Below are 13,424 nucleotides of genomic sequence, written 5' to 3' on the forward strand. Positions count from 1 at the left end.
CCCCGGCGATCTTTGCGCCAACGCTGAAATCCTGGGGCTGCTACGCAGCCCTTTCGCGACACAAGGCCGCTCCTACAAGGAGCAGGCGGCCACCTGATGGCTCAGGCGATCTCGCGCGAGTCGCGGACCATGTCCACGTGCGGGATGCCGGCCTCGAGGAACTCCTCGCTGACCACGCGGAAACCCAGGCGCTCGTAGAACGGGGTGGCATGCACCTGGGCGCTGAGCATCTGCTGGCTGAGGTCGCGATTCTGCGCTTCGAGGATCACCGCGCGCATCAGCGCATCGCCCACGTTCAGGCCGCGCCAGTCCTTGAGTACCGAGACCCGGCCGATGGTGCCATCGGGCAGCAGACGCGCGGTACCGATCGGGTAGTCGCCTTCCAGCGCCAGGAAATGCACCGCGGTCGGGTCCTCGGCATCGAACTCCAGCTCCGGCGGCACGTGCTGCTCGGCGACGAACACGGCGCTGCGAATGCGGTGGATGTCGGCGTTGTCCTTGTGCCAGTCGGCCAGTCGAACACTGATCTTATTCATCGGCGAATCCCAGGCTGCCTTGCATGACCAGCTGTTGTACCAGCATCAGGCCGTCTTCGTCCTGCAGCCACTGTCCGAGGTTCTCGCTGTGCAGGGCGTCGGCGGAACAGATCAGCTTCAGCAGTTCGCGCAGTTTCCCAGGCAGCGGGCAGCTGCGACCGCTGGCGAACAGCAGCAGATCGTCGCCGAACTCCGACCAGGCCAAGCGTGCGCTCGGATTGCGGATCAGGATGGCGCCCTGGCCGAGATAGTCGAGCAGCTCCTGCTCGCTCAGCTCTTCGCCGACCACCTGCTCGGGATAACGCGGCTCGGTCATGAACTGGCCGAACCAGGTCAGCAGCAGGTCCTTGTCGGCCATGTGCTTGTCGATCAGCGCCTTGAGGCGGTCGAGGGCGTCATGCTGGATCTGGTGCGGGTCGCTGACCGGCTGGGCGTCGGCGTCGCTGTAGCGCTCTTCTTCCGGCAGGAACTGGCCGAGGAAGTCGGTGAAGTGGGTCAGCACTTCGGCCGCGCTCGGGGCGCGGAAGCCGACCGAATAGGTCAGGCACTCGTTCTCGGCAACGCCGTAGTGGGCCAGGCGCGGAGGCAGGTAGAGCATGTCGCCCGGCTCCAGGGTCCACTCGTCGCTCTGCTCGAAATCGGCGAGGATGCGCAGGTCGGCGTGGTCGATCAGCGGGCTGTCGCTGTTGCACATCTGGCCGACTTTCCAGTTGCGCTTGCCCTCGCCCTGCAGCAGGAACACGTCGTAGTTGTCGAAATGCGGGCCGACGCTGCCACCGGGCGCGGCGTAGCTGATCATCACGTCGTCGATGCGCCAGCTGGGCAGGAAGCGGAACTCTTCCAGCAGCTCGGCGACCTCTGGCACGAACTGGTCGACGGCCTGCACCAGCAGGGTCCAGTCGCGCTCGGGCAGGTCGGCGAAGGCGTCCTCGGCGAACGGGCCGCGGCGCAGCTCCCACGGACGCTCGCCGTGTTCCAGCACCAGGCGCGACTCGACTTCTTCTTCCAATGCCAGGCCGGCCAGCTCGTCGCCATCGATGGGGCTGACGAAGTCGGGGAAGGCCTGACGCACCAGCAGTGGCTTCTTCTGCCAGTAGTCGCGCAGGAATTCACGGGCCGTGAGGCCGCCCAACAGTTGCAGTGGAGTATCAGAATTCATGTTCAACCTATTGAAAAAACTTAGTTTTCGTACGGGAATAAAAACGCCCGGCCAGGCCGGGCGTTGAACGCGGCGGTCAGCTTAGATGCGTTTTGCCTGAGCCACCGCGTTGCCGATGTAGGACGCCGGGGTCAGCTGCTTGAGCTCGGCCTTGGCTTCGGCCGGCATGTCCAGGCCGTCGATGAAGGTCAGCAGCGCTTCAGGGGTGATGCCCTTGCCACGGGTCAGCTCCTTGAGCTTCTCGTAGGGGTTCTCGATGTTGAAGCGGCGCATCACGGTCTGGATCGGCTCGGCGAGGACTTCCCAGCAAGCGTCCAGGTCGGCGGCGATGCGGGCGGCGTTGACTTCGAGCTTGCCGATGCCCTTGAGGCTGGCTTCATAGGCGATGACGCTGTGGGCGAAGCCCACGCCCAGGTTGCGCAGCACGGTGGAGTCGGTCAGGTCGCGCTGCCAGCGCGAGATCGGCAGCTTGCTGGCCAGGTGCTGGAACAGCGCGTTGGCGATGCCCAGATTGCCTTCGGAGTTCTCGAAGTCGATCGGGTTGACCTTGTGCGGCATGGTCGAGGAGCCGATTTCGCCGGCGACAGTCTTCTGCTTGAAGTAGCCCAGCGAGATGTAGCCCCAGACGTCGCGGTCGAAGTCGATGAGGATGGTGTTGAAGCGGGCGATGGCGTCGAACAGCTCGGCGATGTAGTCGTGCGGCTCGATCTGGGTGGTGTAGGGGTTGAACACCAGGCCCAGCTCGTCCTCGATGAAGGCGCGGGCGTTGGCTTCCCAGTCGATCTGCGAGTAAGCCGACAGGTGGGCGTTGTAGTTGCCCACGGCGCCGTTGATCTTGCCCAGCAGCGGCACGGCGGCCACTTGCGCGATCTGGCGCTCCAGGCGGTAGACGACGTTGGCCAGTTCCTTGCCCAGGGTGGTCGGCGAAGCCGGCTGGCCGTGGGTGCGCGACAGCATCGGCACGTCGGCGTGGGCGTGGGCCAGGGCGCGGATGGCCTCGGCGATCTGGCGCATCAGCGGCAGCAGCACGTCGTCACGGCCAGCGCGCAGCATCAGGGCGTGGGACAGGTTGTTGATGTCCTCGCTGGTGCAGGCGAAGTGGATGAACTCGCTGACCTTGGCCAGTTCAGGCAACTGGGCGGCCTGTTCCTTGAGCAGGTACTCGATGGCCTTGACGTCGTGGTTGGTGGTGCGCTCGATTTCCTTGACGCGTTCGGCGTGCTCGAGCTTGAAATCGGTGGCCAGGCTGTCCAGCAGGGCGTTGGCTTCGGCGGAGAACGCCGGCACTTCGCCGATCTGCGGGTGGGCGGCCAGGCGCTGCAGCCAGCGCACTTCGACCAGGGCGCGGAATCGGATCAGGCCGAATTCGCTGAAGATGGGGCGCAAGGCCTGGGTTTTGCCGGCGTAACGGCCGTCTACAGGGGAAACCGCAGTGAGCGAAGAGAGCTGCATGGGGTGTTCTCGGACAGTCAGGCTTTTGGGGGGCGCATATCATACATGAAAAATGCGCCGGGGTCGGGTGGCTGACCAAAGGTCGGGCCTATCAATCGTGTTGCGGCCCCTGTGTAGGAGCGGCCTTGTGTCGCGAAAGGGCTGCGCAGCAGCCCCGGCAATCTTGAGCCGGGCTCGAGATCCTGGGGCCGCGCTGCGGCCCTATCGCGACACAAGGCCGCTCCTACACAGGTTTCTGTGTCAGTCGGCGGTACGCATCATCCCGTACAGCTCGTTGAGCAGCTTGCGTCGGCTGAACACCAGCTGCCAGCGGTGCCCGCCCAGCTGGCGCCACAGGCGCGCGGCGCGAATGCCGGCCAGCAGCAGGGCACGGATCTTCGAGGCGTTGCTGGCCTGTTGCAGGAAGCGCATGTCGCCGTGTACCTGGATGCGCTGGCGCAGGGTGCTCAGGGTGTCCTGGTACAAGGCTCCGCTGGAAGCGATGACATTTTCGTGAACCAGGCCGAAATGTTCAGCTTGGGACTGGATCTGCGGCAGACGGTTGCCGATGGTGTCGAGCAGGTCGCCGCGCTTGTTCAGCTGGCGCTCCAGGCCCAGCATCGACAGGGCATAGCGCAGCGGCTCGCGCTGCAGGCTGCTGGGGTCGCGTTCCAGGGCGCCGACCAGCGCGCGGTAGCCGTCGCGCAGGTTGAGGTCGTCGCCACCGAACACCTCCAGGGTGTCCTTCGGGTCGCGTACCAGCAGGCTGCCGAGCATGCAGCCGATATTGGCTTCGCTGGCTTGGCCGGTGCGGGCGATGCGGTCCACCAGCACCGCGGCCTGGAACACGCCGCCCAGGGCGATCAGTTGCTCCTGCAGGTTGCTCATGCGCGCGGGCTCCACGGCTCGGCGATTTCGATCACGCCGCCGCCCAGGCACACTTCACCGTCGTAGAACACCACGGACTGGCCTGGGGTCACAGCGCGCTGCGGCTCGTCGAACACGGCGCGATAGCCGCTCTCGGTGCGTTCCAGGGTGCACTGCTGGTCGCCCTGGCGGTAGCGCACCTTGGCGGTCAGGCGACGCGGGCTGGAGAGGTCGATCGGGTTGACCCAGAAGATTTCCGAAGCCAACAGGGCGCGGGAGAACAGCCACGGGTGTTCGTTACCCTGACCGACCACCAGCACGTTGCGGGTCAGGTCCTTGTGCAGCACGTACCACGGCTCGTCGCCGGCGTCCTTCAGGCCGCCGATGCCCAGGCCCTGGCGCTGGCCGATGGTGTGGTACATCAGGCCGTGGTGGCGGCCGATCACCTCGCCGTCGGTGGTCTCGATATCGCCGGGCTGGGCCGGCAGGTACTGCTTGAGGAAGTCGCTGAAGCGACGCTCGCCAATGAAGCAGATACCGGTGGAGTCTTTTTTCTTGGCGGTGGCCAGGCCGTGTTTCTCGGCGATGGCGCGCACCTCGGGCTTTTCCAGTTCGCCGACCGGGAACAGGGTGCGGGCGATCTCCGCGCCGCCCACGGCGTGCAGGAAGTAGCTCTGGTCCTTGTTCGGGTCCAGGCCCTTGAGCAGCTCGGTCAGCTCGCCAGTATCGCGGCGGCGCACGTAGTGGCCGGTGGCGATCAGGTCGGCGCCAAGCGACAGGGCGTAGTCGAGGAACGCCTTGAACTTGATTTCGCGGTTGCAGAGGATGTCCGGGTTCGGTGTGCGCCCGGCCTTGTATTCCTCGAGGAAGTGCTCGAACACATTGTCCCAGTACTCGGCGGCGAAGTTGGCGGTGTGCAGCTTGATGCCGATGCGGTCGCACACGGCCTGGGCGTCGGCCAGGTCTTCGCGGGCGGTGCAGTATTCGGTGCCGTCGTCCTCTTCCCAGTTTTTCATGAACAGACCTTCCACCTGGTAGCCCTGCTCCATGAGCAGAAGGGCGGAGACGGAAGAGTCCACGCCGCCGGACATGCCGACGATGACGCGGGTCTTGGCGGGGTCTTTGAGTGCTGGGCTGGTCATGGCTACCGGTGTGTATCAGAGGGGAAAAACGCCGATTCTATCAAACCCGCGCACTGGCGTCAGTCGCGCAGCAGATCGAGGCTGTGCAGCGGGCCTTTCAGGTAGTCGTCGAGGCAGCGCGGCACCAGTTCGCTGCGCCAGCGTGATGGCTCGGCCAGCAACTCGTCGCGGCTCAGCCACACCGCGCGGACGATGTCGCTGTCCAGGGCCAGCTCGGTGTTGTGGCGCAGCGGCCGGGCGGCGAAGCAGATGCGCTGGTAGGTGACGCCGTTGCTCGGGGCGGTATAGAGGTAGATGCCGACCACGCCGGTGAGTTCGACTTCCCAGGCGGTTTCCTCGAGAGTTTCGCGCAGGGCGGCCTGGGTGATGGTTTCGTTGGCTTCGAGGTGGCCGGCGGGCTGGTTGAACACGTGCCGGCCGGCCTTGAACTCCTCGACGAAGAGGAACTTGCCGTCGTGTTCGACGACGGTGGCGACGGTGATGTGGGGTTGCCAAGACACGGTCGACTTTCTCCCAAAATGGCAAGCTTCAAGCTTCAAGCTTCAAGCTTCAAGCTTCAAGCTGCAAGTCGAAGCGGTACGCGGACTGCTTTGACTTGTGGCTTGCAGCTTGAAACTTGCGGCTAAAAAAGCAAAAACCCCGGTGCGTGGCCGGGGTCTGTGCGGTTACTTCAAGCGAGCCTTACAGTGCGGCGATGGCGCTGTTCAGGGTCTGGCTTGGGCGCATTACCTTGGCGGTCAGCTCGGCATCCGGTGCGTAGTAGCCACCGATGTCGGCCGGCTTGCCCTGGACGGCGTTGAGCTCGGCGACGATGGTCGCTTCGTTCTCGCTCAGGGTCTTGGCCAGCGGGGCGAAGCGCGCCTGCAGGGCAGCGTCGTCGGTCTGGGCGGCCAGGGCTTCTGCCCAGTACAGGGTCAGGTAGAAGTGGCTGCCACGGTTATCGATACCGCCGACCTTGCGCGAAGGCGACTTGTTGGTGTCGAGGAACTTGCCGGTGGCCTGGTCCAGGGTGTTGGCCAGGACCTTGGCGCGCGGGTTGTCGTAGGTGTTGCCCAGGTGCTCCAGGGAAGCGGCCAGGGCCAGGAACTCACCCAGCGAGTCCCAACGCAGGAAGTTCTCTTCCACCAGCTGCTGCACGTGCTTCGGAGCCGAACCGCCGGCGCCGGTCTCGAACAGGCCACCGCCGTTCATCAGTGGCACGATCGACAGCATCTTGGCGCTGGTGCCCAGCTCCATGATCGGGAACAGGTCGGTCAGGTAGTCGCGCAGCACGTTGCCGGTCACCGAGATGGTGTCCTTGCCTTCGCGGATGCGGGCCAGGGAGAACTTGATGGCATCGACCGGGGCCAGGATGCGGATGTCCAGGCCGGAAGTGTCGTGATCCTTCAGGTAGGTCTGTACCTTCTCGATCATCACGCCGTCGTGGGCGCGGGCCGGGTCCAGCCAGAACACCGCCGGGGTGTTGCTCAGGCGGGCGCGGTTGACGGCCAGCTTGACCCAGTCCTGGATCGGCGCGTCCTTGGTCTGGCACATGCGGAAGATGTCACCGGCTTCGACGTTCTGCTCCAGAACGACCTTGCCCTTGCCATCGACCACGCGCACGACGCCGTCGGCCTTGATCTGGAAGGTCTTGTCGTGGGAGCCGTACTCTTCGGCCTTTTGCGCCATCAGGCCGACGTTCGGCACGCTGCCCATGGTGGTCGGGTCGAAGGCGCCGTTGGCCTTGCAGTCTTCGATGGTGGCCTGGTAGATGCCGGCGTAGCAGCGATCCGGGATGATCGCCTTGGCATCCTGCAGTTCACCGGCGGTGTTCCACATCTTGCCCGAGTCGCGGATCATCGCAGGCATCGAGGCATCGACGATGACGTCGCTCGGCACGTGCAGGTTGGTGATGCCCTTGTCCGAGTTGACCATGGCCAGGGCCGGGCGAACGGCGTACAGGGCCTGGATGTCGGCTTCGATCTCGGCCTGCTTGTCGGCAGGCAGATCCTTGATGCGGGCGTACAGGTCGCCGATGCCGTTGTTGGCGTTGAAGCCTACTTCGGCCAGGGCTGCGGCGTGCTTGGCCAGCACGTCGTTGTAGAACGCTTCGACGATCACGCCGAACATGATCGGGTCGGAGACCTTCATCATGGTGGCTTTCAGGTGTACCGACAGCAGCACGCCGGAGGCCTTGGCATCGGCGATCTGCTCGGCGATGAAGGCTTTCAGGGCCTTGCGGCTCATGGTGGCGCAGTCGATGACTTCGGCGGCCTTGACGGCGGTCTTTTCTTTCAGGACGGTGGTGTTGCCATCCTTGCCGACCAACTCGATGCGCAGGCTGTCGTCAGCCTCGATCAGCGCGGCTTTTTCGCTGCCGTAGAAGTCGCCCTGGGTCATGTGGGCAACGTGCGACTTGGAGTCGGCGGCCCAGGCGCCCATCTTGTGCGGGTGCTTGCGTGCGTAGTTCTTGACCGACAGCGGAGCGCGGCGATCGGAGTTGCCTTCGCGCAGGACCGGGTTCACGGCGCTGCCCTTGATGCGGTCGTAGCGGGCGCGGGATTCTTTTTCCTCAGCGCTGGCCGGCTCGTCGGCGTAGTCAGGGATGTCGAAGCCCTTGGCTTGCAGCTCCTTGATCGCGGCCTTCAGCTGTGGAACCGAGGCGGAGATGTTCGGCAGCTTGATGATGTTGGCTTCCGGGGTGGTAGCCAGTTGGCCCAGTTCCGCCAGGTGATCGCCTACCTGCTTCTCGGCGCCCAGGCGCTCCGGGAAAGCCGCGAGGATACGGCCGGCCAGGGAGATGTCGCGGGTTTCGACGGCGATGTCGGCCGAAGCGGTGAAGGCCTCGACGATCGGCAGCAGCGAGTAGGTGGCGAGGGCGGGGGCTTCGTCGGTGAAGGTGTAGATGATCTTGGAACGGGTGGGCATGCGGGTTAACTCTCTATGTGCTGAGCGTACTCGAGTCTCGAGGTGCGCAGGGTAGGCGCTTCGCCCTGGCGACGCCATGAGCGGAAAGTCGAGAGGCTGCGAGCGGTGATGGTGGATGCATCAGTCGAGCGTCAAGTGCTGGGCTGCGGTAACAACCCAGGCTTCGTGGTCATTCTTGACCAAGGGCGAGCCGCATTTTCCAAGGGTTCGCCCCGATGACCCTATGGTCGCGGCGCAGTATATCAAACCCTTTGGGCTAATCAGCAAGGTCAAGTGCGATCGCGCCATTTATAAGACCAAAGACGTAGGGGCAATGTGGCGTGTTGCCGCAGGGTGGCAGCGGCAAGCTGCAAGCTTCGAGCTGCAAGAAAAGCGGGCCTCGGAGCAGTTGTCCTGCTCGGTTTCCGGGTGGGCGGGAAGGTGAAATCAACCGAGGGCTGCTTGCTGCTTGCCACTTGAAGCTTGCAGCTCGTAAAACCTGGTTTAGGCTCAGTGGATCGCACGATTTCCAATCACACCAGGAAAAGCGGAGTAGTGCAGCATGGGATACCAGAAAATCAAGGTTCCGGCCGATGGTGCCAAGATCACCGTCAATGCAGACCATTCGCTCAATGTTCCCGACAACCCCATCATTCCCTACATCGAGGGCGACGGTATCGGCGTGGATGTCTCGCCGGTGATGATCAAGGTAGTGGATGCCGCCGTGCAGAAGGCTTATGGCGGCAAGCGCAAGATCGCCTGGATGGAGGTGTACGCCGGCGAGAAGGCCACCCAGGTGTACGACCAGGACACCTGGCTGCCCCAGGAGACCCTGGATGCGGTGAAGGATTATGTGGTGTCGATCAAGGGGCCGCTGACCACCCCGGTCGGCGGCGGCATCCGTTCGCTCAACGTGGCCTTGCGCCAGCAGCTCGACCTGTATGTGTGCCTGCGTCCGGTGGTCTGGTTCCAGGGCGTGCCGAGCCCGGTGAAAAAGCCCGGTGACGTCGACATGGTGATCTTCCGCGAGAACTCAGAGGACATCTATGCCGGCATCGAGTGGAAGGCCGGCTCGCCCGAGGCGAACAAGGTGATCAAGTTCCTCAAGGAGGAAATGGGCGTCACCAAGATCCGCTTCGACCAGGACTGTGGCATCGGCGTCAAGCCGGTCTCCAAGGAGGGCACCAAGCGCCTGGTGCGCAAGGCCCTGCAGTATGTGGTGGACAACGACCGCAAGTCGCTGACCCTGGTGCACAAGGGCAACATCATGAAGTTCACCGAAGGGGCCTTCAAGGATTGGGGCTACGAGGTGGCGCGCGATGAATTTGGCGCCGAACTGCTCGATGGCGGTCCTTGGATGAAGTTCAAGAATCCGAAGACCGGCCGCGAGGTGATCGTCAAGGACGCCATCGCCGATGCCATGCTCCAGCAGATCCTGCTGCGCCCTGCCGAATATGACGTGATCGCCACCCTGAACCTCAACGGTGACTATCTGTCCGACGCCCTGGCGGCGGAGGTGGGCGGGATCGGCATCGCGCCCGGGGCCAACCTGTCGGACACCGTGGCCATGTTCGAGGCGACCCATGGCACCGCGCCCAAGTACGCCGGGAAAGACCAGGTCAACCCAGGCTCGGTGATCCTCTCGGCCGAGATGATGCTGCGCCATATGGGCTGGACCGAGGCGGCCGACCTGATCATCAAGGGGACCAACGGGGCGATCGCCGCCAAGACCGTCACCTATGACTTCGAGCGTCTGATGGAGGGCGCGACACTGGTGAGCAGTTCGGGCTTTGGCGATGCGCTGATCAAGCACATGTAATCAATACGAAAAAACCGGCCGCCTCATTGATTGAAGAAGCGGCCGGTTTTTTCGTATATGGACAGGGGATGGAGGTCAGACTTCGGTGGTCGTCGAGTGCGGTGCTCCCGTCGAGACGCTGGCATTGGCACTGGCGATCTCGGTCGCATGCAGCCCCTTGGGGCCCTGGACGATCTCGAAAGTCACTGATTGGCCGGCCTTGAGGGTCTTGTAGCCGTCCATCTTGATCGCCGAGTAGTGGGCGAACAGGTCGTCGGTCTTACCGTCCTCGTTGATGAATCCGTAGCCCTTGGCATTGTTGAACCACTTGACTTTACCGCTTGCCATCCCTATGTCCCTCTGCAAAGGACTCCATCACTGGAGTATCATCCACTTCATCCGCATACGAACCTTGCGAGAAAATCTGGTTGACTGCGCGGATCTTTATCGACCACGGTGGGTTCCTATTGGTTGTAACACCGTTTTGCCGATAGTCAAGGTCAGCCGGCGCCCGCGCCGAGCGCGGCCTGCGCGGTCAACCCACAACCTTAACCTGTCGATCATGATGAAATTCTTTCCATGCATGTACTCAGTGAGATTCGACTAACATTCAATCAGGATCGCCCCCAGTCGCATGAGGACGGGCATGAGGACGATGGCGCGGGCCTCGCGGTTCAGGAGGCCAAGCCGATCCTGCAGGCGCCACCGATGTACAAGGTGGTTTTGTTCAACGATGACTACACGCCGATGGATTTCGTCGTCGAAGTGCTCGAGACGTTCTTCAATCTGAACCGCGAGCTGGCAACGAAGATCATGCTGACCGTCCATACCGAAGGGCGGGCAGTATGCGGATTGTTTACCCGTGACATCGCCGAAACAAAGGCCATGCAGGTCAACCAATACGCCAGGGAAAGCCAGCATCCGCTACTCTGTGAAATCGAGAAGGACGGTTAATCGCCGACCACTTGGGTATGAGGTGAAGCTATGTTAAACCGCGAGCTCGAAGTCACCCTCAATCTGGCCTTCAAGGAGGCCCGTTCGAAGCGTCATGAGTTCATGACCGTCGAACACCTGTTGCTGGCACTCCTTGACAATGAAGCCGCCGCGACCGTTCTGCGCGCCTGTGGCGCCAATCTCGACAAGCTCAAGCACGACCTGCAAGAGTTCATCGATTCGACCACGCCGCTGATTCCCGTGCATGACGAGGATCGCGAAACGCAACCGACCCTGGGCTTCCAGCGCGTGCTGCAGCGTGCCGTGTTCCACGTGCAGAGCTCCGGCAAGCGTGAAGTCACCGGCGCCAACGTGCTGGTGGCGATCTTCAGCGAACAGGAAAGCCAGGCGGTGTTCCTGCTCAAGCAGCAGAGCGTGGCCCGCATCGACGTCGTCAACTACATCGCCCATGGCATCAGCAAGGTGCCAGGACATGGTTCGCACAGCGAAAGCGATCAGGACATGCAGGACGAGGAGGGTGGCGAAACGTCGTCTTCCAGCAACCCGCTGGATGCCTATGCCAGCAACCTGAACGAACTGGCGCGTGCCGGGCGCATCGACCCTTTGGTCGGGCGCGAGCAGGAGGTCGAGCGCGTCGCGCAGATCCTTGCCCGTCGGCGCAAGAACAACCCACTGCTGGTGGGCGAGGCCGGTGTCGGCAAGACCGCCATCGCCGAGGGCCTGGCCAAGCGCATCGTCGACGGCCAGGTGCCCGACCTGCTGGCCCAGAGCGTGGTCTACTCGCTCGACCTGGGCGCGCTGCTGGCCGGCACCAAGTACCGTGGCGACTTCGAGAAGCGCTTCAAGGCGCTGCTCGGCGAGCTGCGCAAGCGGCCGCAGGCGATCCTGTTCATCGACGAGATCCACACCATCATCGGCGCCGGCGCGGCATCCGGTGGCGTGATGGATGCGTCCAACCTGCTCAAGCCGCTGCTGTCCTCCGGTGAGATCCGCTGCATCGGTTCGACCACCTTCCAGGAGTTCCGTGGCATCTTCGAGAAGGACCGGGCGTTGGCGCGGCGCTTCCAGAAGGTCGATGTCACCGAGCCGTCGGTGGAGGACACCGTGGGCATCCTGCGCGGGCTCAAGGGGCGCTTCGAAAGCCACCACAACATCGAGTACAGCGACGAAGCCCTGCGCGCCGCCGCCGAACTCGCCTCGCGCTACATCAATGACCGGCACATGCCGGACAAGGCCATCGATGTGATCGACGAGGCGGGCGCCTACCAGCGCCTGCAGCCAGAGGCCAACCGGGTCAAGCGCATCGACGTGCCTCAGGTCGAGGACATCGTCGCCAAGATCGCGCGGATTCCGCCGAAGCATGTCACCAGCTCGGACAAAGAGCTGCTGCGTAACCTCGAGCGTGACCTCAAGCTGACCGTGTTCGGCCAGGATGCGGCGATCGACTCGCTGGCCACCGCCATCAAGCTGTCCCGTGCCGGATTGAAGGCCCCGGACAAACCGGTCGGTTCGTTCCTGTTCGCCGGCCCCACCGGGGTGGGCAAGACCGAGGCGGCTCGCCAGTTGGCCAAGGCGCTGGGTGTCGAGCTGGTGCGCTTCGACATGTCCGAGTACATGGAGCGGCATACCGTATCGCGCCTGATCGGTGCGCCACCCGGCTATGTCGGGTTCGACCAGGGCGGCCTGCTGACCGAGGCCATCACCAAGCAACCGCACTGCGTGCTGCTGCTCGACGAAATCGAGAAGGCCCACCCGGAAGTCTTCAACCTGCTGCTGCAGGTGATGGACCACGGTACCCTGACCGACAACAACGGGCGCAAGGCGGACTTCCGCAACGTGATCCTGATCATGACCACCAACGCCGGCGCCGAAACTGCCGCGCGGGCCTCGATCGGCTTCACCCATCAGGATCACTCGTCCGATGCCATGGAAGTCATTCGCAAGAGCTTCACGCCGGAGTTCCGCAACCGCCTGGATACCATCATCCAGTTCGGCCGCCTGTCCCACGAGACGATCAAGAGCATCGTCGACAAGTTCCTCATCGAACTGCAGGCGCAGCTGGAAGACAAGCGTGTGTTGCTGGAGGTCAGCGATGCCGCTCGTGGCTGGCTGGCGGCGTCGGGCTACGACGTGCAGATGGGCGCGCGACCGATGGCGCGGCTGATCCAGGACAAGATCAAGCGGCCATTGGCCGAGGAGATCCTGTTCGGCGAGCTGGCCGAGCACGGTGGCGTGGTGCACATCGACCTGCGCGATGGCGAGCTGGTGTTCGATTACGAGACCACGGCTGAAGTTGCGTAAGGCAGGGGCCGCTGTGCGGCCCCGCATTTCCAAAGCCCATAAAAAAGCCCGGCACACTGGCCGGGCTTTTTTATGGCTTGAGCTTAGCGCGCACGGTAGGTGATGCGGCCCTTGCTCAGGTCGTACGGCGTCAGTTCGACGCGGACCTTGTCGCCAGTGAGAATACGGATGTAGTTCTTGCGCATCTTGCCGGAGATATGCGCGGTAACGACGTGCCCGTTTTCCAACTCCACGCGGAACATGGTGTTGGGCAGGGTGTCGACGACAGTGCCTTCCATTTCGAAGCTGTCTTCTTTCGACATGCAGTAAAGCCCTCGGTATCCAGTGATGACCCGACGCACGACTGCACC

General features: G+C 63.4%; 12 protein-coding genes. 3 read left to right on the top strand and 9 right to left on the bottom strand.

Features of this window, described 5'->3' with window-relative positions; genetic code table 11:
- Positions 1-101: 101 nt before the first annotated feature.
- The 7 genes from N5D48_RS14815 to N5D48_RS14845 all read right to left on the bottom strand — a co-directional run bounded on the left by N5D48_RS14815 (position 102) and on the right by N5D48_RS14845 (position 8,042).
- Positions 102-536 (bottom strand): GNAT family N-acetyltransferase, encoded by a 435-nt coding sequence (locus N5D48_RS14815; RefSeq protein ID WP_279885491.1) that lies wholly within the window; start codon positions 534-536, stop codon positions 102-104.
- Positions 529-1,695, bottom strand: coding sequence for a cupin domain-containing protein (locus N5D48_RS14820; RefSeq protein ID WP_279885493.1), 1,167 nt, complete (start codon positions 1,693-1,695; stop codon positions 529-531). The genes N5D48_RS14815 and N5D48_RS14820 overlap by 8 nt, the downstream gene beginning before the upstream one ends.
- 81 nt (positions 1,696-1,776) lie before the next feature.
- Positions 1,777-3,147 (bottom strand): adenylosuccinate lyase, encoded by a 1,371-nt coding sequence (purB, locus tag N5D48_RS14825; protein WP_279885496.1) that lies wholly within the window; start codon positions 3,145-3,147, stop codon positions 1,777-1,779.
- 240 nt (positions 3,148-3,387) lie between these two features.
- Positions 3,388-4,014, bottom strand: a complete 627-nt coding sequence (gene hflD, locus N5D48_RS14830; RefSeq protein WP_279885498.1) for a high frequency lysogenization protein HflD — start codon at positions 4,012-4,014, stop codon at positions 3,388-3,390.
- Positions 4,011-5,135: a tRNA 2-thiouridine(34) synthase MnmA gene (mnmA, locus tag N5D48_RS14835; protein ID WP_279885500.1), complete on the bottom strand. Its 1,125-nt coding sequence runs from the start codon at positions 5,133-5,135 to the stop codon at positions 4,011-4,013. The genes hflD and mnmA overlap by 4 nt, the downstream gene beginning before the upstream one ends.
- Positions 5,136-5,194: 59 nt before the next feature.
- Positions 5,195-5,635: an NUDIX hydrolase gene (locus tag N5D48_RS14840; RefSeq protein WP_279885502.1), complete on the bottom strand. Its 441-nt coding sequence runs from the start codon at positions 5,633-5,635 to the stop codon at positions 5,195-5,197.
- 181 nt (positions 5,636-5,816) lie between these two features.
- The gene (locus N5D48_RS14845; RefSeq protein WP_279885505.1) at positions 5,817-8,042 is read right to left on the bottom strand and encodes an NADP-dependent isocitrate dehydrogenase; all 2,226 of its coding nucleotides are present in this window, start codon (positions 8,040-8,042) and stop codon (positions 5,817-5,819) included.
- Between the two features lie 541 nt (positions 8,043-8,583).
- Here N5D48_RS14845 and icd point away from each other — a divergent pair.
- Entirely contained in the window at positions 8,584-9,840 is a 1,257-nt protein-coding gene (icd, locus tag N5D48_RS14850; protein ID WP_279885507.1) for an NADP-dependent isocitrate dehydrogenase, read from the top strand.
- Between the two features lie 75 nt (positions 9,841-9,915).
- Here icd and cspD read toward each other — a convergent pair whose 3' ends face one another.
- Entirely contained in the window at positions 9,916-10,167 is a 252-nt protein-coding gene (cspD, locus tag N5D48_RS14855; protein ID WP_279885510.1) for a cold shock domain-containing protein CspD, read from the bottom strand.
- 231 nt (positions 10,168-10,398) lie between these two features.
- Here cspD and clpS point away from each other — a divergent pair, with 231 nt between their 5' ends.
- Together clpS and clpA are read left to right on the top strand one after the other, a co-directional pair.
- A complete protein-coding gene (clpS, locus tag N5D48_RS14860) occupies positions 10,399-10,773 on the top strand; it encodes an ATP-dependent Clp protease adapter ClpS (protein WP_023630410.1) in 375 nt (124 codons plus the stop codon).
- A gap of 30 nt (positions 10,774-10,803) precedes the next feature.
- A complete protein-coding gene (gene clpA / locus N5D48_RS14865) occupies positions 10,804-13,074 on the top strand; it encodes an ATP-dependent Clp protease ATP-binding subunit ClpA (RefSeq protein ID WP_279885512.1) in 2,271 nt (756 codons plus the stop codon).
- A gap of 83 nt (positions 13,075-13,157) precedes the next feature.
- Here clpA and infA read toward each other — a convergent pair whose 3' ends face one another.
- Positions 13,158-13,376, bottom strand: a complete 219-nt coding sequence (infA, locus tag N5D48_RS14870; RefSeq protein WP_002553999.1) for a translation initiation factor IF-1 — start codon at positions 13,374-13,376, stop codon at positions 13,158-13,160.
- Positions 13,377-13,424 lie beyond the last annotated feature (48 nt).

The organism is Pseudomonas sp. GD03858 (genome assembly GCF_029840925.1).
GTDB lineage: Bacteria > Pseudomonadota > Gammaproteobacteria > Pseudomonadales > Pseudomonadaceae > Aquipseudomonas.

Bases quoted from the DNA above. Each gene is read 5' to 3' on its own strand.
- clpS (WP_023630410.1), top strand. From the start codon at position 10,399: ATGCATGTACTCAGTGAGATTCGACTAACATTCAATCAGGATCGCCCC.
- cspD (WP_279885510.1), bottom strand. From the start codon at position 10,167: ATGGCAAGCGGTAAAGTCAAGTGGTTCAACAATGCCAAGGGCTACGGA.
- icd (WP_279885507.1), top strand. From the start codon at position 8,584: ATGGGATACCAGAAAATCAAGGTTCCGGCCGATGGTGCCAAGATCACC.
- clpA (WP_279885512.1), top strand. From the start codon at position 10,804: ATGTTAAACCGCGAGCTCGAAGTCACCCTCAATCTGGCCTTCAAGGAG.
- N5D48_RS14845 (WP_279885505.1), bottom strand. From the start codon at position 8,042: ATGCCCACCCGTTCCAAGATCATCTACACCTTCACCGACGAAGCCCCC.
- N5D48_RS14815 (WP_279885491.1), bottom strand. From the start codon at position 536: ATGAATAAGATCAGTGTTCGACTGGCCGACTGGCACAAGGACAACGCC.
- purB (WP_279885496.1), bottom strand. From the start codon at position 3,147: ATGCAGCTCTCTTCGCTCACTGCGGTTTCCCCTGTAGACGGCCGTTAC.
- N5D48_RS14820 (WP_279885493.1), bottom strand. From the start codon at position 1,695: ATGAATTCTGATACTCCACTGCAACTGTTGGGCGGCCTCACGGCCCGT.
- infA (WP_002553999.1), bottom strand. From the start codon at position 13,376: ATGTCGAAAGAAGACAGCTTCGAAATGGAAGGCACTGTCGTCGACACC.
- mnmA (WP_279885500.1), bottom strand. From the start codon at position 5,135: ATGACCAGCCCAGCACTCAAAGACCCCGCCAAGACCCGCGTCATCGTC.
- hflD (WP_279885498.1), bottom strand. From the start codon at position 4,014: ATGAGCAACCTGCAGGAGCAACTGATCGCCCTGGGCGGCGTGTTCCAG.